The sequence below is a fragment of the Aeromonas enterica genome (assembly GCF_054052465.1).
Genome location: NZ_JBSTYL010000025.1, coordinates 19,648 through 40,876 on the forward strand (window position 1 = coordinate 19,648; position 21,229 = coordinate 40,876).

Consider the following 21,229-nt stretch of genomic DNA (forward strand, 5'->3'; position numbering starts at 1 on the left):
TGCTGCGTGGGGGGCCGCGAGAGTGCGTTTCCCCTGGCGCGAGGCGGGTCACGGTAACGGGCGGCAAAATCCTCTCTACTTGGTCATATGGCACCGTAATAGGGAGGCGAAGATGTCACTGTTTGAGGAGCGTCGGGTGCAGGATCTCTGCGCCCGCTTGCTGGATAGCATGAATGAGAAGGGGTGTTCACTCGATAGCAAGCATGGCCGCGAGTTGCTGGTCCTGTTGCAGGCGGTGGGCGGCGTCAAGCCGGTGGGGCGCAGCGCTCGCTATATCTTGACCCCCGCAGGGAGCGACTATCTCGTCACGCAGCTGGCACAAACGACGCCTCAGATACCAGACAAGCGTGACAGTGTGCGGGCCCTCGGGGTGAGCTTGCCTTCGTGCCTCAATCAGGCCAGTTTTCATGCTCTCTGGCACGGAGACAGCAAGCATCCACGCAGCGACACAGGCCCAGATCAGGGCACCATGGACATAACGTTGACACAGGATGAGGTGATCCGACTGCGTACTCTGAACCCACTCTCACTCATTGAGCAAGGTGGCCAACGCCACGAGATGACGGCGCAGATGGCGCTGTTGGGGGAGCTGGTTTTGCCGGAACGAGCGCTGGCCGCTCTGGCGGCCATTGACTGGCAAGGACGGCAGATCGTGACGGTGGAGAACAAGGGAGCCTTTGTGGATTACCCGCTGCAAGCAGGGGAGTTGCTGCTCTATGTGCCTGGCCGCAATACGACGCTGGCACGGCAACTGATCCCGCTGTTGCCGGCGACTGTGCCCTGGGCTCACTTTGGTGATCTGGATCAGCGAGGATTGGACATTGCCGCCGAGCTGGCTGATTCCATCCATCGTCCTCTCGCTCTGTGGTTGCCCGATACTCTGATGACGTATGTCCACCACTATGCTCGTCCTCTGACCTGTCGACGGGAGGGGCAACAGGCCAGCAGAGGTAAAATTCCCTGGGACGTGGATCCCGCAACAGACAGGTTCGGCGATCCGCTGGCAGAGGTATTCATGCACCTGATCGCAAACAGGCTGTGGTTGGAGCAAGAGGTGCTGGTACTGGCCAGACATTGGCAGTCATGGTCATCTGCTATGCTGCGTGATAAATGTCTCAATAAAAAAACCGCCTGATGGCGGTTTTTTTATCATATGGACCCTTATTTCAGGGCTTTTTTCAGCTTCTTGATCTTGCCTTCGTGCTTGGCAATTTTCTCAAGGCGTGCGGCGATCTTCTTCTTGATCTCTTTCTTGCAGACTTTGGCCATCTGGCGTGCTCCTTATGCAAGTAATGACACCGACGGTGTCGGGGTGGGTCAGTCCATGAGTCCCAGAATGCCACAAGGTTAACGTCTGAACCAAGCCTCTGTCGAAAAAAACAGCAACTCGAGGCCAAGGAGGCTCGGGCATATCGGCAGTAGGTTGACGATGAGGATTACAGGCCAGCCAATGGCTGGAGCCACAATGCCATCCATGATGCCTTCTCTGCGGCAAGGGGCGCCAAGCCAACATGGTTCTCGTGATACTCGGGCAGAATATGTCGCAGCCACCAAAAAGCGCCCCTGGGGGCGCTCTTGGTCTCACTGGCAAAACCGGACTATATCAGGCTTTTTTCAGATAGGCGGCGACCAGCACTATCTGCACGCCGTTGACCTTGCCTTCAATGTGCAGCGGGTTGTTGGTCAGGCGGATGCCTTTGACCAGGGTGCCGCGCTTGGCGGTGAAGCCGCCGCCCTTGACGTCCAGATCCTTGATCAAGGTAACCGAGTCGCCTTCGGCCAACACGGCGCCGTTGGAATCCAGGGTCGGTACGCTGTCGTCATCGTCGCCAGCCTGACCGGCTTCAGCCCAGGCCTTGGTCTCCTCTTCCATGTACATCATGTCCAGCATGTCTTGAGCCCACACTTCGCCCTGGCCGGACAGGTTTTTCAGCTGACGCCACGCCATGACCTGCACAGCGGGAACCTGGCTCCACATGCTGTCGCCCAGGCAACGCCAGTGATTGACCACTGTGGTGTCCGGCTGCTCCAGCTGGCCACGGCAGGTGTCACACAGGGCAAGGCTGTGATCATCATCGCTGGCCGGTGAGTGGGGCACCGCGAAGGCAGTCAGTGCCTGTTCGGCGCCACACAGTTCACACTTGGCGCCCGCGCGCGCTTGCAGGATGGCATTGATGGTCATGTTTTGGTTCCATTCATGTTGGTAAAATGGCCCGCCTTGAGCGAACCAAGGTAAAGAGGGGGCGGAATATAGCATAAAACCCCTCTCTTTGTCAGGCCAACGCCCGGGCTCCGGGTCGTTTGCCAGGTTGACACCTGTGTTCACTACGGCTTGCCGGGACCAAGTCTGGGTTCATGATCACCTGTCAGGTCGGATCTTCATGGCGGCCGATCCGCATTGACGAGTGCTTTTTGGGGCGGGATCGCTAGAATAAGCCTCTTTTTTTACTGCAAGGCAGGGGCAAGCGTGCTGGCTCAACGTTTTCAACAACTGGATAGATTGCTGACCGAGACCCGGCGCTGGTGGCAATACCAACCCTATCATCACCTGAACCTGGCCTTCGCCGACGAGGCCCCCGCGCTGGCCGTACAGCTCAACGCCATGCCCCTTGAGCAGATTAATCGACTCGATGGTGACATGGGGGCATTGTGCGATCTGCTTGCCCCCTGGATCCCGGCGGGGGAGACGCTGCATGCCCTGAGTGAACTCGCACGCTTTACCCCCGAGCCCATCCAGTGCGCCAAGGAGATGGCGATGCACATGCCGGGTCGCAAGCAGGCACAGATAGAGGCCTTTACCGGCTGCCTGCCATCCCATCAAGGCCCCTATCTGGAGTGGTGTGCGGGCAAGGGGCATCTGGGGCGGCTGGTTTCCCTGCATCGCCGGGCCGAGATCCTGAGCCTGGAGCTGCAAGGTCCGCTCTGTGAGGAGGGGCGTCGGTTGGCGGCGCGTGACGGGGCCCGCATGCAGTTTGTACAGGCGGATGCCTTTGCAGTCGATGCCGGCCAGTTGCTCGCCACCGAACACCACGCCATGGCGCTGCACGCCTGTGGCGAGCTGCATACCCATCTGCTGGCGCTGGTGGCTGAGCGTGGCGCCCAGGGGGTGACCATATCCCCTTGTTGCTATCACTTGATCCGCGGCACCCACTATGCCCCCTTGTCCACCGCCGCCCGGGCCAGCGATCTGCAACTGGCCAAGGCGGATCTGCGGCTGCCGCTGCAGGAGACGGTGACCGCAGGCGCCCGCATCTCGCGCCTGCGCGAGCTGGAGGTGGTGTGGCGGCTCGGGTTTGACTGCCTGCAGCGTCAGGTGTGCGGGGTGAACGAATACCTGCCGGTGCCCAATATCCAAAAAAGTCTGCTCACCGGCAGCTTCGAGGCGTTTTGTGAATGGGCGGCCGAGCGCAAGGGGATAGCCCTGCCGGCGGGGATGGATCTTGCCGTTTTTCTGGCCATGGGGGAGGCCCGTTATGGCGATGTCGCCCGCATGGAGCTGGTGCGCCATCTATTTCGCCGGCCGCTCGAAATCTGGTTGGCGCTCGATCGGGCGCTCTTCCTGCAAGAGCAGGGCTACCAGGTGGAAGTGGGCGAGTTTTGCGACAAACCCATGACCCCCCGCAATATCTTGATCCGTGCCGTGCGCTCTGCGCAGGCGTGAGTGACATCCTCCTGGAATGTCCTGCTGCCAGCCGGACATCACCTGATCCTGTCGGGTGATTGACCAAATTGGTTTGTGATGTGGCCCATCATGGGATGGGCCACAGCAAGATGCGGGTTGTTATTATTTTTCAGCGGCCTTTACAAGGCATATCGCGGCGCTCGTTGCGTAAACCAGAACATTAGTTCTTTATGCATTTTATGGCGTTGCACCCAGAGAGTGAAATGGCTCACAGAATCGTTTTATTTCTTAATTTTTGATGAGAATTTAGTTATAAAAAGGCCTATTCTCGGGATGAATTTTTCTGAGACAAGGACTGTGCCCCATGTTCAAACCCACGCAATGTGCCTGGCTGGTTGCTGTTGCCTGCGCATTTCCAAGCTATGCCGTCATGAATATTCAGCCCGATCCACAAAATGCCGGTGGATATGTGATTGCCGCACCGGATCTGGCGGCAGTTGAAAAAACAAAGACAGCCAATCCCATGTACGATGTCTGGTCAAAAGCATTGGCGACTCGGCCCAATAATATTGTCGATGCCATCACGCCAAGAGCGGCCAGCAACCCGGATAACGTCAAACGAGTCGAGCGGGTATTCACGGAATCGGACTGGGAATATTTAACCCAGATGGCGGCGCCGGAATATACCTATGAACGCTTCTTGCGGGCCATCGGTAAATTCCCGGCTTTTTGTGGCGAATATACCGATGGCCGGGATTCGGATGCCATTTGCAAAAAATCCATAGTGACGGCCTTCGCCCATTTTGCCCAGGAGACGGGCGGGCACATCAGCAAGAACAATATTTCCGACAACCCGCTGGCGCTGGAAGAGTGGCAGCAGGCGCTGGTGCATGTGCGCGAGATGGGGTGGTCAGAGGGGCAGGCGGGTTACACCACGGGCTGCGGCCAGAATGACTGGCAGAACAAGAAATGGCCCTGCAGCACGGGACAGGGCTATTTCGGACGCGGCGCAAAGCAGCTCTCCTATCACTTCAACTACGGCGCCTTCTCCGAAGCCATGTTTGCGGGTGATGCCTCGGTGCTGCTGAGCGATCCGGGGCGGGTCGCCGACTCCTGGCTGAACCTGGCGTCCGCCATCTGGTTCTTCCTCACCCCCCAGGCCCCCAAGCCTGCCATGCTGCACGTGATTGACCGCACCTGGGTACCTTCCCAGCGCGAGATAGCGGCCGGTATCGGTTATGGCTTTGGCACCACCATCAACGTCATCAATGGCGGCATAGAGTGTGGTGAACAGAACAAGGACAAGGGACAACCGGTCAACCGGATCCGTTATTGGGAGGGGCTGGCCGAGCATTACCAGATCCCCGTCAAGGCCGACGAGAAGAACACCTGCTGGCAGCAGACGCCCTATGGCAGCCTGAATCTGAACGGCGCCACCGATGTGCTCTATACCAACTGGGATGGCAACTGGAAGTACTACCCGGATAGACCCGGCGGTTACTCCTTCGAGTGTGAGCTGGTGGGTTTTCAGACCGCCTATTCGGCCCTGGTGCCGGGAGATTACGAGAAGTGTGTGACCAACTTCTACGGCTCCCATGCCAACTGGCCCAAGGTGCGGGTGGTGGCCAAGCTGGATCCGGCCCCCGTTGACCCGGTCGATCCGCCGGTCGGAGACGTGCCGGCCTGGAGCGCGACCGCCGTCTATACGACGGGGGCCAAGGTCAGCTACAAGGGTGCCGTTTATCAGGCAAAGTGGTGGACTCAGGGCAATGAACCCGGCAAGGGCGATCCCTGGGCGCTGGTACCGGCCAAGTGATGAGGTGGCTCCATCACCGGGGCTGACGAAATCGATACAACGGATCCTTCATATATCTGACTGGACGGCAAGGGGGAGGCTTATTGCCTCCCTCCTTTCATCATGTAGAGGCCATTCATCCGGGAAGAAGATGAATTGCCATGCTTGCACCTCCCGCTTATCAAGAGATGACGTCTCCCTGAGGACGAATGTTTATTTATCCTCTGTTTATATCCCGTTTCTTATTGTTGTTCCCAATTTATAGGTGGAACGCTGCTTGCTGGTCTGGCGATGGGTTTTGGATGCCATGAATATTGATGAGAGGCTGGTCATTCAGCGTGATGTGAAAACAAGGTGCCATCATGCAGGCCTCTGTTATCGCGCGCCAATACTCAGTTATCTGAGCTGGAATAATTCATCCTCACCGTCGTCAAGCCTATTTTCGTTGTTATCGCATGTGGTGTATCGACACTCACACCTGAACAATGTCTATTGTTCGATATGGCGCGGTATAATGGTGTATTTTTGTCGTGTGCCAGCCGTCCACTCTGTGAGTTGAGAAACAGGTGGCTATATCGGATATGTACCTTGATGCTGCGCGTGCAGAAACGGGATAAACAAGGAGAGATCACCTAATGAATATCGCCATGCATTTTGAAATTCCGGTGACGGATATGACGCGAGCCATCGGGTTTTACTCCCGCGTATTTGGCATCACGTTCGAGCGAGCGGAGATAGATGGCAACGAGATGGCGTTGTTCCCGCTCTCGGAAGGGGGTGAGGGGTGTTCCGGTGCGTTGGCCAAGGGAGAGACGTATGTTCCGAGCCTGGATGGCACACGGATTTATCTGGCGGTGGCCGATATCGAACAGGTGATGGCCAGCGCCTTGCTGGCCGGTGCCCAACGTCTGTATCCCGTTACCCGGGTTGGCGACACCGTCAGGGTGGCTGAATTTCAGGATCCCGAGGGCAACCGGATCGCCCTGCAGGAAACCGTCAGGCGCTGATGCAATGGCTGAATGGCGATGGTATTCAGGACAGATAAGTGCGTTTCAAGACATGCTTGCGGGATGATGGGTAACGAGCAAGTCGTGGACGCGCGCGTCCCTCTTTGGCAGACAGTGAAAAGCAGCGCCACCCCAGATGCGGTGAACAGACGGGATCCGTACCGCGTTTTGTGAGGCGGTTAATGGCGAAGGTGCGACAGGAATGGTACTCATATGATGCGAAATATGGCCGAAGAGTGGCTGGGATCCATCTTTTCCAGGGAGGCATTATGCAAGGACATTGTTTGTGCGGCGGGATCCTCGTTTCGAGCGGGGATCACCAGGAGGTCAACCTCTGCCACTGTACCACCTGCCGGCGCTGGTCCGGTGGTCCCCTGTTTGCAGTGCACTGCGGCAAGGATGTGCGTTTCAGCGGGATGATGCCTGCCACCTATCGCTCCTCGGAATGGGCGGAGCGCGGCTTTTGCCCCACCTGCGGCACCCATCTCTTCTATCACCTGCTGCCGACGGATGAGTACATAGTGCCGGCCGGTCTCTTCCTGCGGGACGATTTTCAGCTGGCGAACCAGATCTTTATCGATGAGAAGCCTGACTTCTATGAGCTGAAGAACGAGACGCCCACCCTGACCGGTCAGCAGGTGTTCGAGCAGTTTGCGCCCAAGCCTTGATGGGAGGAGATATCTTATTGAGACCAGAAACCATGAAAGAAGACACAGACATGGAAGGGGGTTGCCATTGCGGGCATGTCAGATATGCATTGTCGGCCAAGCCTTTTGCTGCTGATTTTTGCCATTGCCGTGATTGCCAGCAAACAACCGGATCTCCGGTGGGCGCCTGGATGGATTTTCGTGTTGAACAGGTGAGATGGGTGAGTGGTGTTCCGATGGAGTATGCCTCTTCAACTCAGATCCGACGTGGCTTTTGCTCAATCTGTGGCTCCACGTTGAGCTATCGCAGTATTGAGCACCCTGAATATCTGACGCTTAGTATTACGTCTCTGGATAATCCGGACTCGGTAAGACCCACGTACCACATTTATACCGAACGACAGTTGGTTTGGTTACCCATTGATGATGAGTGTCCGCGTTATCCCGAAGGAAAGTGAATCAGGCTGATAGACGAATGTTGACAGACAAGGACAAATGATGGAACTGGTGGTGATCCGCCATGGTGAGACTCAGGCCAATGCCGAGGGGCGTTATCTGGGGCGCTGGATGTCGGGCTGAACGACACGGGCACTGCGCAAGTCACCAGATTGGCGCAGATGATCGCGGCGACGGAGGCGCCGTTTCAGCGGTTGCTGACGTCGCCTCTGCTGCGCGCAAGGCAGCGTGCCGAACTTGTTTCGCGCACGCTGGCGCTGCCTGCCCTGATAGTGCCCGCCTTTCGTGAACGTCATGTGGGGATATTTGAAGGGCTGACCCAGGCAGAAGCGAGGGGGCGTTATCCCGAGCTGTGGGCGCGCAATATTACCCGGCGCTGGACAGCGGTGCCACCGGAAGGGGAGTCGCTGGATGCCGTGATTGCGCGGGTGTCACTGGGGTTGACCACGCTTGCCGAGGAGGCGCAGGGCGAGCGGGTTTTGCTGGTGGCGCACGGGGTCGTGGCAAAAGTGATCCGCGCCCTCACGACCACGGGATTCTCCGATTTTTTCGACTGGCAATTGCCAAACGGTGGCTACCTGGTCGTGGCGAAGGCATCGAACGGGCCACTGATACGTTTCAGTCGTCCGCGCCTGCAAGATTGACCGCTTCATTGCGCACGCATTGAAAATGGATGGGGCTAGGTTGGCTGGTTTCTAAAGCCCGAGCGTTCCTTGTGCTCGGGCTAGATCGCCCGCTGGTGGTGGCTTGGTGAACGGCCAGGTTAGGGGTGTTCCGGCGATTCTTTTCTACAACAATTGCGGCCCTGCTTCTTGGCCAGATAGAGGGCGGTATCCGCCCGGCGCACCATTTTCTCGACCGTATCTTGCGGACTCTGGCTCGCGCTGATGCCGATGCTGATGGTGAGCGACACCTCGGTGCCCGCACTCAGCGGGTGACGTTCCGATTCTATGGCCAGGCGGATCCGCTCCGCACTGGCCCAAGCCAGTTCCAGCGAGGTTTCAGGTAGCAAGATGATGAACTCCTCGCCGCCCCAACGACCCAGCATATCCACTTCCCGCAGCTGTTTGGCGATGCGTTTGACCAGGCTGAGAATGGCCTGATCCCCTTGCTGATGGCCATAGGTGTCGTTGACCTGCTTGAAGTGATCTATGTCGATCAACAGCAGGCTCATGGTGTGGCCGAAACGCTGGCAGCGCTGCATCTCCAGCTTGACCAGCTCATCGAAGCGGCGCCGGTTGGCGATCCCGGTCAGGGGATCCGTGGTGGCCGCCACCTTCAGCTCTTCCACCAGCCGGGCCCGTTCCGAAATGTCCCGCAGTATGGCGGTCATCTCGGTGGTCTGGCCCAGATTGATCTTGGCGATGGTGACCTCCAGTGGGAATTCGCTGCCATCGCGGCGCAGGCCCATCACGGAGGCGCGGGCGTGCATGGGGCGCGAATTGATGGGGGAGCTGCTGAATGCCCTGAAATAGCTGTCGTGGTTGGCGCGAAAACGCTGGGGCAACAGGGTTTCCAGCCGTTTGCCAACATAACTCTCGTCGACCCCGAACATCTCGCAGGCGGCAGTATTGAGAAGCTCGATACGCGACTCGCTGTTGACACTGATGATGCCGTCATAGGCGGAGTTGACCACGGCTTCAAAGCGCTTGCGGCTCATCTTGAGCGCTTCCTCCAGCTGCTTCTTGGCGGTGATGTCGATGGCCGTGACTATGATGCGAGTGATGCGGGATTGCTCTGGAATGATGGGGGAGAGGATGAAGCGCCACCAGCTGGTGCGTGACAGGGTATCGATGGGCAGTTCGCTCTCCAGTCCGGTCTGCTGGCTGACGCACTCGTGCATAGGCTGCTCTATGCTGCCGGTGATGTAGCGGGGAAACATCTCGCTGAGCCGTTTGCCTATGGCGTTCAGCACATCCAGCTCGAACGCCTGGGCGAAGGTATCGTTGGCCGAGACCAGGGTGAAACGGTCGTCATCATCGAGTGAAAACACCGCTACTGCGGCACCGATGGCATCGAGAGACGACTTGATGTCGGCATGGGAACCCTGTGTGAACATGCAACCTCCACAGCGAATAACACATTGATATTCAGTATAGTGTGGCCGTTTTCCCGCCAAGCATTCCATAGTGTGAAGATCGGCATTGTTTGGGCCAAACCGTGGCGCCTGGGTGACGGGGATGACTGGCTGAGGGGAATAAGCTGGGCTTTACTCTGTCAACTGGGGTCTCTGACGGGTCTCTATCGCTCATCGGTGATGGCGGTCTCTGTATCGGAGCAAACCGCTGGCAAGGGATATCAATCGAGGCAAGGAGAAAGGGATGAAGATCAGCATTGATGCACACATCGAGCAGGAGATAGAGGCCGTTTGGTGGGCCTGGAATGACCCGGACTGTGTCGTCAGATGGAATGCCGCCTCCGATGAGTGGCACACCACGCGCAGCCGGGTCGATCTGGTGGTGGGGGGGCGTTTCTGTCATCACATGGCGGCCAGGGATGGCAGTGCCGCTTTCGATTTTGAAGGCACCTTCACCCTGGTTGAGGCACCGACCCGGCTTGCTTATGTAATGGATGACGGACGGACTGTGGAGGTACGCTTCGTCGAGGAGCAAGGCGCCACCCTGGTGAGCCTGGACTTTGATGCCGAGTCTGCGCATAGCCGCGAACAGCAGAAAGCGGGCTGGCAGGGTATCTTGAACAACTTCAAGCGCTACGTGGAGACGGCGGGCTGACGCAGGTTTGCCAGGCCAATAAAAAACCACCGGCGGGCAGCGGTGGTTTTTTATTGGGACATGGGCCCAAGTGTATGATGCACGGCAGACGCTGGTGGCAAGGAGCATCAAGGTGGCGTCATCGGCAGGGGGCTGTCCCCCTCGTCTAGGAACTTTTACTCTTCTATATCCAGCAGCACTAGGATGGCGCTGTCGCCGCCCCATTCACGCGGGGCCTGATGGAAGGCGCGCACATTGGGGTGCTGGGCCAGCCAGCTCGGGATCCGCTGCTTGAGGATGTGTTTGCCGATGCCGTGCATCACGGAGGCGACATGGATGTTCTCTTTCTGGCAAAGGGTGAGCAGGGCGGCCAGCTCCTGTTTTGCCTGATTCTGGTTCATGCCGTGCAGATCCAGATAAATCTCCGGCGGATAGATGCCGCGTTTGAGCTTCTTCAGCTCGAATTTTGACACATCGTCACGCACGTAACGAGTCGGACCATCCTCGTCCAGATGGGGCTGGTACTCGTCGCTGAAAAAGTGGCCAACCCCAAGCTTTTCGCGGCTTTCACGCAGTTCGCGTTTCTGCTTGACCGGGCGCAGGTCGGCCCTTATGGTATCTTGCTTAATTTTCCGGGTACCTTTGACAGCATCGCGAAACAGCAGGCTTTCCTCGATCGTCGGTGAGGGCGTTTTTTTCATCAGGTACTCGTCTTGCTCGCTATATAGGTTTCTCGGGCCGGATATTACTCGACTTGGAGGTGGATTTGGACAAGATATTTATCGATGAGGTGGTTGCCGAGATGCACACCATCCAGGACATGTTGCGCTGGGCCATGAGTCGTTTCAACGACGCCGGGATCTTCTACGGACATGGTACCGACAACGCCTGGGATGAGGCCGTGCAGCTGGTACTGCCCGCGCTACATCTGCCGCCGGACGCGGATCCGGGCATGCGCCACTCCCGTCTGACCACCAGCGAGCGTCATCGCATCGCCGAGCTCATCATCCGCCGCGTGCAAGAGCGCGTGCCGGCCGCCTACCTGACCAACAAGGCCTGGTATGCCGGTTGGGAGTTTTACGTGGATGAGCGGGTGCTCATTCCCCGTTCCCCCATCGCCGAGATGGTGGCCAACCGCTTCGCCCCCTTCCTCAAACATGAACCGACCCGGATCATGGACTTGTGCACCGGATCCGGTTGTATCGCCATCATCATGGCCCACGAGTTCCCCGAGGCGGAAGTGGATGCCATTGACATCAGCGTGGATGCGCTGAATGTGGCCGAGCGCAACATCACCGATCACGGTCTGGAGCAGCAGGTCATTCCGATCCGCTCCGATCTGATGCGCGATCTGCCGGCGGGGGACAAGTACGATCTCATCGTCTCCAACCCGCCTTATGTGGACTCCGAAGACATGTCGGATCTGCCGGACGAGTTTCGTCATGAGCCCGAGCTGGCGCTGGCCTCCGGCTCCGATGGGCTCAAGCTGACCAAGCGTCTGCTGGCCCATGCGGCCGACTTCCTCAAGGATAACGGCGTGCTGGTGGTCGAAGTGGGCAACAGCATGATCCACCTGGAAGCCCAGTTCCCCGAGATCCCCTTTACCTGGGTAGAGTTCGAGAACGGCGGTCACGGTGTCTTCGTGATGACTCGCGACGAGCTGGTGCAGTATCAGGATCATTTCGCCATCTACAAGAACTAAGCAGGAGCGCGCATGGCAGGGAACAGTTTTGGTCAACTCTTTCGGGTAACCACGTTCGGCGAGAGCCACGGTCTGGCACTGGGCGCCGTGGTCGATGGCTGCCCGCCGGGTCTGGAGATCAGCGAAGCGGATCTGCAGGGAGATCTGGATCGGCGCAAGCCCGGCACCTCTCGTTACACCACCCCGCGCCGTGAACCGGATGAGGTGAAGATCCTCTCCGGGGTGTTCGAGGGCAGGACCACGGGGACCTCCATCGGGCTGCTCATCGAGAATACCGATCAGCGCTCCAAGGATTACTCCGAGATCAAGGATGTGTTCCGTCCGGGCCATGCCGATTACACCTACCACCAGAAATATGGTCAGCGGGACTATCGGGGCGGTGGTCGCTCTTCCGCCCGTGAGACCGCCATGCGGGTAGCGGCGGGCGCCATCGCCAAGAAGTACCTCAAGCAGATGCATGGCATCGAGATCACCGGCTTTCTCTCCCAGCTCGGCCCCATCAAGGCCGAGGCGTTCGATGCGGCGCAGATTGAGCAGAATCCCTTCTTCTTCCCCGATGCGGACAAGCTGGAGGCGCTCGATCAGTACATGCGCGATCTGAAAAAAGAGGGCAACAGTGTCGGTGCCAAGGTTCAGGTCGTTGCGAGCAACGTGCCGGTCGGCCTCGGCGAGCCGGTCTTCGACAGGCTCGACGCCGACATCGCTCACGCCATGATGGGCATCAATGCCGTGAAAGGGGTGGAGATAGGTGACGGCTTTGCGGTGGTGGAGCAAAAAGGCTCCGAGCACCGCGACGAGATGACCCCGGCGGGTTTTGCCAGCAATCATGCGGGCGGCATTCTGGGTGGCATTTCGTCCGGTCAGGATATTGTGGTGAGCATGGCGCTCAAACCGACTTCCAGCATCACCGTGCCGGGCAAGACCATCAATACCGAGGGCGAGGCTACCCTGATGATCACCAAGGGTCGCCATGATCCTTGCGTCGGCATCCGCGCCGTGCCCATCGCCGAAGCCATGCTGGCGCTGGTGTTGATGGATCACCTGCTGCGCCATCGCGCCCAGAATCAGGGCGTGTTGACCCATACGCCCCAGCTGCGCTGATCGGCCTGTCACCCCCAAACTGATCGTGAGGTGTGGCAAAAGATATTGTAATGGTGCAGTAACAGGCACAGAAAAAGGCGACCTCAGGGTCGCCTTTTTATTCCTACGGCTGGCGGGTCTGGGCCGTGTCTGGCGATACCGTATCCTCACCCTCAAACCGGCATGGGGGCGGGGCAAGGTCACTGTCTGGCGGGGGGAGGGCGGCGATGGCGTCATTGACCCGAGCGAGCTCGGCCTCGCTCACCGCCGCTTTGGCAAACATCAGGCTGACCGGCTGATGGTGCAGCATCAGCTGGCAGCTGATGAAACCACCCGCCCCCAGCTGTTGCAGCCGATAGCGAGCGTATTGCCACTCCATGATGACCCCATCCAGGCGACGAGCAAGCAGCAGCTCGATCAACCTGTCGTCGGTGTTGTAGTCGGTGGCGCCATTGAGGGCGGGGCAGTGCTCCATCCGCTGGGTGGGGCGGGTGCCACGCAGTTTGCCCAGATGCAGTTGTGTCTGCTGGCAGAGGGCTGAGAGGTTCTGAATGCCTTGCCAGGGATCGGTATGGCCAGGGATGGGGTTGTTGCTCAGCAGCACGAAGGTGCTGCGCCGGTAGGGGGCCGAGAAGCGGGCGAACTCGCGCCGCTCCGGGGTGTCGAGCGCCCCCATGGCCAGATCCAGCTGTTGCTGCTTGATCAGGTGCAGGGTGCGGGCCCAGGGCAGGTTGCGAAAGCGCGCTTCCAGCCCGGCCTGGCTGAGGATCCGGCGGGTCAGGGCCACATCCAGTCCATCCAGCTCGCCTTGAGGGTTGATGTAGCTAAAGGGGGGCCAGTGGCCCCAGGCCACCGACAGCGTGGTCTTGGCCCCGAGTGGCAGGCTCAGCCCCAGTGTCAGAAGCAGCAGGCTTGCCCGACGCCAGTGACGACACTTGCGTGTGATATGTACCGCCATGAGCCTGAACCTCCTTGTTCGGGGACTGAAACGATGGTCGTCTGTTGCTGGCATCAAGCATAGCCTGATTCGAATGCGCTCTTGGGCTGGATACGCGAGCGGGACGCTGACTCACTTTTTCGGTTCACGCTGGGATGAACATCACATTTCTCTCGTTTATCCACGGCAACTCCGTTAGACTGCGCCTCTATTCTTTCCCCTTTGCTCTGCTCCCCGGGGAAATCGTTGTTTTCTCAATAGGCCCAGAACTTGTGAGATGGCATCGGCTCAGCAGAGGAGCCCCACCACAAATCCCCGGCGCCACTATCCCTAGCAGGTAATTATGAGTTTTTCTTCCCTCGGTCTGGCCGAACCCTTGTTGCGTGCCGTTGCCGAGCAAGGCTACGACACCCCGTCTCCCATTCAGCTGCAAGCGATCCCCGCCGTTCTGGCTGGCCGCGACCTGATGGCGGCGGCCCAAACAGGGACCGGCAAGACCGCAGGCTTTACCCTGCCGATGCTGCAGCGTCTGATGGAGAGCAAGCGCAAAGTTTCTCCCAACCGGATCCGCGCCCTGGTATTGACCCCGACGCGTGAGCTGGCCGCCCAGGTGGGCGAGAGCGTACGCAACTACGGCAAACATCTGCCGATGCGCAGCCATGTGGTCTTCGGTGGTGTCAGCATCAACCCGCAGATGATGGCGACTCGCCGTGGTCTGGACGTGCTGGTGGCCTGCCCAGGCCGCCTGATGGACCTCTACAACCAGAACGCCGTCAAGTTCGACGAAGTCGAGATCCTGGTGCTGGACGAAGCGGACCGCATGCTCGACATGGGCTTCATCCGTGACATCCGCAAGATCCTGGCCCTGATGCCCAAACAGCGTCAGAACCTGCTCTTCTCCGCGACCTTCGCCGACGAAATTCGCGAGCTGGCCACCGGCCTGCTCAACAACCCGGCCGTGATCGAAGTGGCGCCGCGCAACAGTACTGCCGAGCGCATCGAACAGCTGGTTCACCCGTGCGACAAGGCCAACAAGATCGGTTTGCTGAGCCATCTGGTCACCAGCAACGACTGGCAGCAGGTGCTGGTGTTCACCCGTACCAAGCACATGGCCAACCGTGTTGCCGAGACCCTCGACAAGAACGGCGTCAGCGCCGCCGCCATCCACGGCAACAAGAGCCAGGGTGCCCGTACCCGCGCGCTGGCCGGTTTCAAGGAAGGTAGCGTCAAGGTGCTGGTTGCGACCGACATCGCCGCCCGTGGTCTGGACATCGACAAGTTGCCGCAAGTGGTCAACTTCGAGCTGCCCAACGTGGCGGAAGATTACGTTCACCGTATCGGTCGTACCGGCCGTGCCGGTGCTGCCGGTCACGCCATCTCCCTGGTCGCGGCCGATGAAGGCAAGCTTATCAAGGCGATCGAGCGTCTGACCAAGCAGAACATCCCGTGCGAGCAGGTGGCTGGCTTTGAAGCCTCCCGCGAGACCCTGGACAACATAGCCCGTGGTATCGGTGCGCCGCTGCGCAAAGAGCCCCGTGATCCGAGCGAGCAACGCCGTGTTGCGCCACGTCCGCAGGGACAAGGCCAGCGTCAGGGCGCCGGTCGTTCCGCCAATGGCGGTAATGCCGGCGGTGCCCGCACCGGTAACGGTGGCAAGCCCAAGCCGCAGGGCGGGCAGCGTCCTGCTGATGGCGCCGGCAAACCGGCTCAGGCCCGTCGTCCCCGTCGCGCCACCCACAACCAGTAAGCGAGTGAGGTAACACCTCTTCGCGTCACAGGTTGATATAAAAAGCCCTGCCATATATTGGCAGGGCTTTTTTGTTGATGAGTTTACGGGCGCAGGCTAAGGCAAAGGAGAGCAGGCCATATCAACACCTTGGAGGGGCTGCATGGCTCGTTGAAATAGAACACCCCCGATGTGCAACAGCGGGGGTGTTGAGTGGCGGAACACTGGCCGAAATGGTGTCAGCCTGTTTCAGGCCCAAGCATGAATCTGGCGGATCCTGTCAGGATTTAGTCTGGGCGTTGTCGATCACCAGCTTGCCATCCTTGACCGGAATGGTGGCGCCAGGGGCTTTGTCCATGCGGATCACCCCCTCCTGACCGGCGAGGCGGTAGGTCACGTCATAACCCAGAGTGCGGGTGCTGCTCTCCTGCACCGTCTTGCAGCGTTGCTCCGTGGTGGTATAGGTATCACCCGCCTGCATGTTGCCCTGCACCTGGTTGCCGGCATAGCCACCGGCCACTGCGCCAGCCGCTGTTGCCACCTTCTTGCCGTTGCCGCCGCCAAACTGGTTGCCGAGCACGCCTCCCAGCGCGGCACCGACCACGGTACCCAGGATCTTGTTCTCATCCTGCACGGGTTTGCGGTGGGTTACTGTGACGTTGCGGCACTCCTGACGGGGTGTCTTGATGGTTTCGGTCACCGGCTTGCTGGCCAGCACCTCGGCAAACTGCGGCTTGGCTGAAAACAGGGATCCGCTGGCGGCGGCAGACAATGCCAGCGCAGAGGCTACACCGATCCCGACACCTGCCAACATGGATTTGTTCATTTTTCGTTCTCCTGAAATGCATCACCTGATGCGGCTGTTGCTTGTCGCGATCTTGGCACAACCCCGAGGATGAACAAGACGGCCAGCGTGCAGGCACGACAAGCTCTGACTTCACCAAAAAGCCCCTCGTCAAAAAGGTGTCGGGCTTTGGCGACAAAGACCGTGGAGTGCGCTTCAGGGGATCCGGTCTGACAGGCCGGGGTGGCATGTCAGTTTGGCGCGGGTGGATGCATCGCAATCTGCGATTCATATGGACTCTTTTATCCATTTTGCGTCAAGCCACTGCCGCGCGGGCTGCAATCTGCTGCGTTTGTCCCCTGACGCGGGTTTGAACGGCTTGCCCGCATGCACAGATGCGTGCGGCAAGTGCTTGATAAATCGCTTTACTGACGGGAGCAAGCGGCCGATAACAGATCACGGCAAGCATTATGCTTGGTCTTTTGGTAGAGAGAGTGACGGGCCCATGAGTGAAAGGGGATCACCCCGATAGGTGTGATGCAGTGCCGGTGAGCCAGGTTCAAGCCGTCATCATCTCGGGGCCAATGAAAGTGACAACGGCAATACCAGGGCAATCCCGACGCGGTACGCGTTGGGACTGTGGAAGATCGAAGGGGGACTTATGTCGATGCTGCCAAGATGGATACAGCCGGCCGTACAGGCCGAGATCATTACCCTGCAGCAGGCACAGCGGCTGCTGGCATCCCTTTATCAACCCCTTTCCGAGGTGGCGCAGGAGCTGCCTGCCGACATAGTCGACATCAGCCTCAAGCTCTACTGCTTTCGCCAACAAGGCCGGGTGCGTCATTGATGCACCAGTGAGAGGACGTTTCCCCGAGCCGCTGGAGCTCTGACCGCATAGAAAGCGCCCGGCACCCTGGGCCGGGCGCGCTCTTGCAGTGAGGTTCGCCTCAGATCATCATCACCTGCACCACCAGCATCAGGGCGCCAAAGCCCAGCACGAAGCCCACCATGGGCAGCACGAACCTGACCCACTGGTTGAACTGGATACCGAGCATCTGCAGGGTGACCAGCACCAGCCCGGTGGGGGCCAGGAACAGCATGGCGTATTGCCCCCAGTTGTAGGCCGACACCACTATGTAGCGCGGGATCATCACGGTATCGGCCAGCGGCGCCATGATGGGCATGGAGAGCACCGCCAGTCCGGAGGAGGAGGGCACCACCAGCCCCAGCAGGGTGAACACCAGCATCTGGGCCACCGCAAACACGGCGCCGTGCATGCCGGCGACCAGACTGGAGGCGTAAGCCAGTATGGTGTCCGAGATCATCCCCTGATCCAGCACCAGGTTGACCCCCCGTGCCAGCCCGATAATCAGCGACACCGCCACCAGCTCGGATGCGCCCTGAGTGAAGGCCTCGACCGCCTCCTTCTCCTTCAGTCCCGAGATGAACATGATAATGATGGCGACGGCTAGGAAGGAGGCCGCCATCTGCGGGAACCACCAGCCGGCCATGGAGACACCCCACACCATGAGCGGAAAGGCGAGGATGAACAGGGTCAAAATTATCTTGCGGCGCAGGGTGAAGGGGACGCCTTCATCCAGTGCGCCCTCTTTGAGGAAGCGGGCCCGGAAGCTGTCTCTGTCCTCATAGGTGTAGGAGAAGGCAGGATTGGCCTTGATCTTCTTGCAATACCAGTGGAGATAGCCAATGACCACCAGGGTGCCCACCAGACAGCCGACGGCGCGAAAGATCAGCCCCTCGGTGAAGGGAATGCCGGCGGCATTGGAGGCGATCACCACCGAGAAGGGGTTGATGGTAGAGAAGGTGGTGCCCATGGAGGCGGCGAGGAAGATGGCTCCCACGCAGACGATGGCGTCATAGCCGAGCGCCAGAAAGATGGGCACCAGTATGGGGTAGAAGGCGACCGCTTCTTCTTCCAGCCCGCAGGTGGTGCCCCCCAGCGCCATGACGACGCAGACCAGCGCCACGAACATGAATTCGTTGCCGCAGGTCTTGCGCGACAGCGCTACCAGCCCGGCACTGAAGGCCCCCGTCTTGTTGATGACGCCGATGAGCCCGCCCAGCACCAGGATGAAGACGATGATGTCGGCCCCCTCTATGGTGCCCTTGACCATGCTGACCGCCACATCGGGGAGTCCCTTGGGGGCCTGCGCCAACCGCTCATAGGTGCCGGGAATGGCGATGGGCTTGCGGATGGTACCGCTGGTGAACTGTTCCACTTCGATATTGATATTGAGCTTTTCAAGCTCGGTCTGGGTGGCAGGCACCCGGCTTATTTCTCCTTGCGGGCTATTGACCATCAGGGTGTTGCTGGCCGAGTTATAGGAGAGCTTGGAATAGGCCCCCGCCGGAATGATCCAGGTCATCGCAATGGCCAGCAGCATAATAAGAAACAAAATGGTAAAGGCAGTGGGAAATTGTCTGCGTGGCTTGGTATTCGGCTCGGCACACATAAAATGCTCCTCGATAAAGCAGGTTCGGGCTCGGCGGAATATCGGGTCGACAGGGTTCCTTCGTCATGGGGCAGGAATACGCAGATCTACTGGTAATAGCGCACTCGTTGGCGAGAAGTCTGGCCTGATATTGGGCATGCGGTAGATTGTTTCACCATGTAACCATAACCTGCTGGTGTCAGGATGAATACGAAGCGCAGCTCGCTTTATGGCCTGGCTCACAGAATATATTTGCTGATGGAATTTTCGTTAATTTCGATGATATCCCCATTCTGGGTTTGCATATTCAATAACTATTTCAATTCATTTGGTGGATATAATTTGCAACTACACCACAGTTGCAAATAAATATGTAAAGAATGCATGGCCGCCCATGCCGGTTTGATAATGGATACATATTATTCAAGGCTGGCAATGCCCCGCATCATGACCGGTTTGACTGGGTGAAAACTCAGGCAGCGCCATCGCCTAAGACGTTTTGCTAATACCTGCCGCCATGACGCTGCTGTTAGGCTGTCTGCCCCATAAGAGATCGGCGCAGAGCATGATGCCGGCGAGATCTCCCGCCCAATCCGATCCAGCCGCTTTGTGCCACCTGCGAGGAAGGAACCCGATGACAGAGCAGAACATCTATGAGACAGGCCTTGATAAAAGCCCCGCCAATTTCGAGGCGCTGACCCCCATCAGCTTTTTGGCGCGGGCGGCGCGGGTCTATCCCGACTACCCGGCGCTGATCCATGGGGCCTTGCGTCAAAACTGGGCCCAGACCGAGCGGCGCTGCCGCCAGCTCGCCTCGGCCCTGCGTCGGCATGGCATCGGCGAGGGGGATACTGTCTCCATCGTCGCCCCCAATACCCCGGCGATGTTCGAAGCCCACTTCGGGGTGCCCATGAGCGGTGCCGTGCTCAACACCCTCAATACCCGGCTTGATGCCGAGTCCATGGCCTTCATCTTCCAGCATGCCCAGAGCAGGGTGGTGCTGGTGGACAGGGAGTTCGGCGCCGTGGTGCGCAAGGCGCTGGCCCTTGTCAAGACTCCGCCGCTGCTCATCGCCATCGACGATCCCCTCTATCGGGAGGGGGAGCTTGTCAGCGAGCTCGACTATGAACAGTTTCTTGCCCAGGGGGACGGGGATGAGCCCGGCTGGCTGCCGGCGGACGAGTGGCAGGCGATTTCTCTGAACTACACCTCGGGCACCACGGGCAATCCCAAGGGGGTGGTCTATCACCATCGTGGTGCCCACCTCAATGCGGTCAACAACGTGCTCTCCTGGGAGCTGCCCAAGCACCCCATCTATCTCTGGACCCTGCCGATGTTTCACTGCAACGGCTGGTGCTTCCCCTGGACCCTGGCGGCGACGGCCGGAGTAAGCGTCTGCCTGCGCCATGTGCAAGCGGGGGCCATCTTTGATGCCCTGCGCGAGCACAAGGCGAGCCACTTCTGCGCCGCGCCCATCGTCCTCAACATGCTCAACAACGCCGATCCTGCGCTTAAATATGGGCTCAATCACCCCATCAAGGTGATGACGGCGGGTGCAGCGCCACCTGCGACCGTGATCGCCGGCATGGAGGCGATGGGGATCGCCGTGACCCACGTCTATGGCCTCACCGAAACCTATGGCCCCTGCGTGCTGTGTGAACCCCAACGACGTTGGCAGGGGCAGGATGCCACCACGCTGTCGCGTCTCAAGGCGCGTCAGGGGGTAGCATCCCCGCTGCAGGGGGAGATGCGGGTCATCAACCCGGTTAGCGGCGAGTCGGTCCCCCAGGATGGCAAGACCCTGGGGGAGATAGTGCTGCGCGGCAATGTGGTGATGAAGGGCTATCTCAAGAATCCTTCTGCCAGCGCCGAGGCGATGGCGGAAGGGTGGTTTCGAAGCGGGGATCTGGCGGTCTGGCACCCGGACGGTTACGTGGAGATCAAGGACAGATCCAAGGACATCATCATCTCGGGCGGGGAGAACATCTCCAGTCTGGAGGTGGAGGACGTGCTCTATCGCCATCCTGACGTGGACGAGGTGGCGGTGATCGCCATGCCGGACGAGAAGTGGGGGGAGGTGCCCTGCGCCTTTGTGAAGCTCAAGGAGGGGCGTGAGCTCACCCAGGCCGAGCTCATTGCGTTTTGCCGCGAGCAGATGGCCCACTTCAAGGCTCCCAAGCGCATCATCTTCACCCCGCTGCCCAAGACCTCCACCGGCAAGGTGCAGAAATTTATGCTGCGCCAGCAGCTGGGGTGATGGTCCGATGCCGAGTGAGATACATAAGGAAACGGGCCCATCAGGGCCC

General features: G+C 59.2%; 18 protein-coding genes and 1 pseudogene. 13 read left to right on the plus strand and 6 right to left on the minus strand.

Features of this window, described 5'->3' with window-relative positions:
* Window positions 1–112 precede the first annotated feature (112 nt).
* Window positions 113–1,135 carry a Wadjet anti-phage system protein JetD domain-containing protein gene (locus tag ACW5XD_RS19925; protein ID WP_456496373.1) on the plus strand — a complete coding sequence of 341 codons (1,023 nt, stop codon included), beginning with the start codon at window positions 113–115 and terminating at the stop codon, window positions 1,133–1,135.
* Between the two features lie 468 nt (window positions 1,136–1,603).
* Here ACW5XD_RS19925 and ACW5XD_RS19930 read toward each other — a convergent pair whose 3' ends face one another.
* Window positions 1,604–2,182, minus strand: a complete 579-nt coding sequence (locus tag ACW5XD_RS19930; RefSeq protein WP_456496374.1) for a PhnA domain-containing protein — start codon at window positions 2,180–2,182, stop codon at window positions 1,604–1,606.
* A 249-nt stretch (window positions 2,183–2,431) separates the two neighbouring features.
* Between ACW5XD_RS19930 and ACW5XD_RS19935 the strand changes: the two genes are divergently transcribed.
* The 6 genes and pseudogenes from ACW5XD_RS19935 (at window position 2,432) to ACW5XD_RS19960 (ending at window position 8,171) form a co-directional block, all read left to right on the plus strand.
* Window positions 2,432–3,661 (plus strand): methyltransferase, encoded by a 1,230-nt coding sequence (locus ACW5XD_RS19935; RefSeq protein ID WP_456496411.1) that lies wholly within the window; start codon window positions 2,432–2,434, stop codon window positions 3,659–3,661.
* Between the two features lie 325 nt (window positions 3,662–3,986).
* Entirely contained in the window at window positions 3,987–5,438 is a 1,452-nt protein-coding gene (locus ACW5XD_RS19940; RefSeq protein ID WP_456496375.1) for a chitinase, read from the plus strand.
* Between the two features lie 626 nt (window positions 5,439–6,064).
* Window positions 6,065–6,424, plus strand: a complete 360-nt coding sequence (locus ACW5XD_RS19945) for a VOC family protein (RefSeq protein WP_456496376.1) — start codon at window positions 6,065–6,067, stop codon at window positions 6,422–6,424.
* A 269-nt stretch (window positions 6,425–6,693) separates the two neighbouring features.
* Window positions 6,694–7,092: a GFA family protein gene (locus ACW5XD_RS19950; protein WP_456496377.1), complete on the plus strand. Its 399-nt coding sequence runs from the start codon at window positions 6,694–6,696 to the stop codon at window positions 7,090–7,092.
* A 32-nt stretch (window positions 7,093–7,124) separates the two neighbouring features.
* Window positions 7,125–7,529: a GFA family protein gene (locus tag ACW5XD_RS19955; RefSeq protein WP_456496378.1), complete on the plus strand. Its 405-nt coding sequence runs from the start codon at window positions 7,125–7,127 to the stop codon at window positions 7,527–7,529.
* 40 nt (window positions 7,530–7,569) lie between these two features.
* Window positions 7,570–8,171 (plus strand): annotated as a pseudogene (locus ACW5XD_RS19960) (histidine phosphatase family protein).
* 119 nt (window positions 8,172–8,290) lie between these two features.
* On the opposite strand, the gene ACW5XD_RS19965 reads toward ACW5XD_RS19960, so the two are convergent.
* Entirely contained in the window at window positions 8,291–9,586 is a 1,296-nt protein-coding gene (locus tag ACW5XD_RS19965; RefSeq protein WP_456496379.1) for a sensor domain-containing diguanylate cyclase, read from the minus strand.
* A 262-nt stretch (window positions 9,587–9,848) separates the two neighbouring features.
* Between ACW5XD_RS19965 and ACW5XD_RS19970 the strand changes: the two genes are divergently transcribed.
* Entirely contained in the window at window positions 9,849–10,259 is a 411-nt protein-coding gene (locus ACW5XD_RS19970; protein ID WP_456496380.1) for an SRPBCC domain-containing protein, read from the plus strand.
* 155 nt (window positions 10,260–10,414) lie between these two features.
* Here the strand turns inward: ACW5XD_RS19970 and smrB are convergent, their stop codons facing one another.
* Complete coding sequence (gene smrB, locus ACW5XD_RS19975; RefSeq protein ID WP_005315464.1) at window positions 10,415–10,939, minus strand: endonuclease SmrB; 525 nt, start codon at window positions 10,937–10,939, stop codon at window positions 10,415–10,417.
* Between the two features lie 65 nt (window positions 10,940–11,004).
* Between smrB and prmB the strand changes: the two genes are divergently transcribed.
* Window positions 11,005–11,940: a 50S ribosomal protein L3 N(5)-glutamine methyltransferase gene (gene prmB, locus ACW5XD_RS19980; protein WP_456496381.1), complete on the plus strand. Its 936-nt coding sequence runs from the start codon at window positions 11,005–11,007 to the stop codon at window positions 11,938–11,940.
* Between the two features lie 12 nt (window positions 11,941–11,952).
* Window positions 11,953–13,041, plus strand: a complete 1,089-nt coding sequence (aroC, locus tag ACW5XD_RS19985; protein WP_456496382.1) for a chorismate synthase — start codon at window positions 11,953–11,955, stop codon at window positions 13,039–13,041.
* Window positions 13,042–13,144: 103 nt separating this feature from the next.
* On the opposite strand, the gene ACW5XD_RS19990 is transcribed toward aroC, so the two are convergent.
* Entirely contained in the window at window positions 13,145–13,978 is an 834-nt protein-coding gene (locus ACW5XD_RS19990; protein ID WP_456496383.1) for a substrate-binding periplasmic protein, read from the minus strand.
* Between the two features lie 322 nt (window positions 13,979–14,300).
* On the opposite strand from ACW5XD_RS19990, the gene ACW5XD_RS19995 reads away from it, so the two are divergent.
* The gene (locus ACW5XD_RS19995; protein ID WP_043555822.1) at window positions 14,301–15,704 is read left to right on the plus strand and encodes a DEAD/DEAH box helicase; all 1,404 of its coding nucleotides are present in this window, start codon (window positions 14,301–14,303) and stop codon (window positions 15,702–15,704) included.
* Window positions 15,705–15,963: 259 nt separating this feature from the next.
* Here ACW5XD_RS19995 and ACW5XD_RS20000 read toward each other — a convergent pair whose 3' ends face one another.
* Window positions 15,964–16,509, minus strand: a complete 546-nt coding sequence (locus ACW5XD_RS20000) for a glycine zipper 2TM domain-containing protein (protein WP_456496384.1) — start codon at window positions 16,507–16,509, stop codon at window positions 15,964–15,966.
* A 619-nt stretch (window positions 16,510–17,128) separates the two neighbouring features.
* On the opposite strand from ACW5XD_RS20000, the gene ACW5XD_RS20005 reads away from it, so the two are divergent.
* Window positions 17,129–17,317, plus strand: coding sequence for a hypothetical protein (locus ACW5XD_RS20005; protein ID WP_456496385.1), 189 nt, complete (start codon window positions 17,129–17,131; stop codon window positions 17,315–17,317).
* Between the two features lie 100 nt (window positions 17,318–17,417).
* Here ACW5XD_RS20005 and ACW5XD_RS20010 read toward each other — a convergent pair whose 3' ends face one another.
* Window positions 17,418–18,944: a YfcC family protein gene (locus tag ACW5XD_RS20010; protein WP_456496386.1), complete on the minus strand. Its 1,527-nt coding sequence runs from the start codon at window positions 18,942–18,944 to the stop codon at window positions 17,418–17,420.
* Window positions 18,945–19,557: 613 nt separating this feature from the next.
* Between ACW5XD_RS20010 and ACW5XD_RS20015 the strand changes: the two genes are divergently transcribed.
* Window positions 19,558–21,180: an acyl-CoA synthetase gene (locus ACW5XD_RS20015; protein ID WP_456496387.1), complete on the plus strand. Its 1,623-nt coding sequence runs from the start codon at window positions 19,558–19,560 to the stop codon at window positions 21,178–21,180.
* Window positions 21,181–21,229 lie beyond the last annotated feature (49 nt).

Bases quoted from the DNA above. Each gene is read 5' to 3' on its own strand.
- smrB (WP_005315464.1), bottom strand. From the start codon at position 10,939: ATGAAAAAAACGCCCTCACCGACGATCGAGGAAAGCCTGCTGTTTCGC.
- ACW5XD_RS19950 (WP_456496377.1), top strand. From the start codon at position 6,694: ATGCAAGGACATTGTTTGTGCGGCGGGATCCTCGTTTCGAGCGGGGAT.
- ACW5XD_RS20005 (WP_456496385.1), top strand. From the start codon at position 17,129: ATGTCGATGCTGCCAAGATGGATACAGCCGGCCGTACAGGCCGAGATC.
- ACW5XD_RS20010 (WP_456496386.1), bottom strand. From the start codon at position 18,944: ATGTGTGCCGAGCCGAATACCAAGCCACGCAGACAATTTCCCACTGCC.
- ACW5XD_RS19940 (WP_456496375.1), top strand. From the start codon at position 3,987: ATGTTCAAACCCACGCAATGTGCCTGGCTGGTTGCTGTTGCCTGCGCA.
- aroC (WP_456496382.1), top strand. From the start codon at position 11,953: ATGGCAGGGAACAGTTTTGGTCAACTCTTTCGGGTAACCACGTTCGGC.
- ACW5XD_RS19970 (WP_456496380.1), top strand. From the start codon at position 9,849: ATGAAGATCAGCATTGATGCACACATCGAGCAGGAGATAGAGGCCGTT.
- ACW5XD_RS19930 (WP_456496374.1), bottom strand. From the start codon at position 2,182: ATGACCATCAATGCCATCCTGCAAGCGCGCGCGGGCGCCAAGTGTGAA.
- ACW5XD_RS19995 (WP_043555822.1), top strand. From the start codon at position 14,301: ATGAGTTTTTCTTCCCTCGGTCTGGCCGAACCCTTGTTGCGTGCCGTT.
- ACW5XD_RS20000 (WP_456496384.1), bottom strand. From the start codon at position 16,509: ATGAACAAATCCATGTTGGCAGGTGTCGGGATCGGTGTAGCCTCTGCG.
- ACW5XD_RS19990 (WP_456496383.1), bottom strand. From the start codon at position 13,978: ATGGCGGTACATATCACACGCAAGTGTCGTCACTGGCGTCGGGCAAGC.
- ACW5XD_RS19925 (WP_456496373.1), top strand. From the start codon at position 113: ATGTCACTGTTTGAGGAGCGTCGGGTGCAGGATCTCTGCGCCCGCTTG.
- ACW5XD_RS19965 (WP_456496379.1), bottom strand. From the start codon at position 9,586: ATGTTCACACAGGGTTCCCATGCCGACATCAAGTCGTCTCTCGATGCC.
- ACW5XD_RS19955 (WP_456496378.1), top strand. From the start codon at position 7,125: ATGAAAGAAGACACAGACATGGAAGGGGGTTGCCATTGCGGGCATGTC.
- ACW5XD_RS19945 (WP_456496376.1), top strand. From the start codon at position 6,065: ATGCATTTTGAAATTCCGGTGACGGATATGACGCGAGCCATCGGGTTT.
- ACW5XD_RS20015 (WP_456496387.1), top strand. From the start codon at position 19,558: ATGACAGAGCAGAACATCTATGAGACAGGCCTTGATAAAAGCCCCGCC.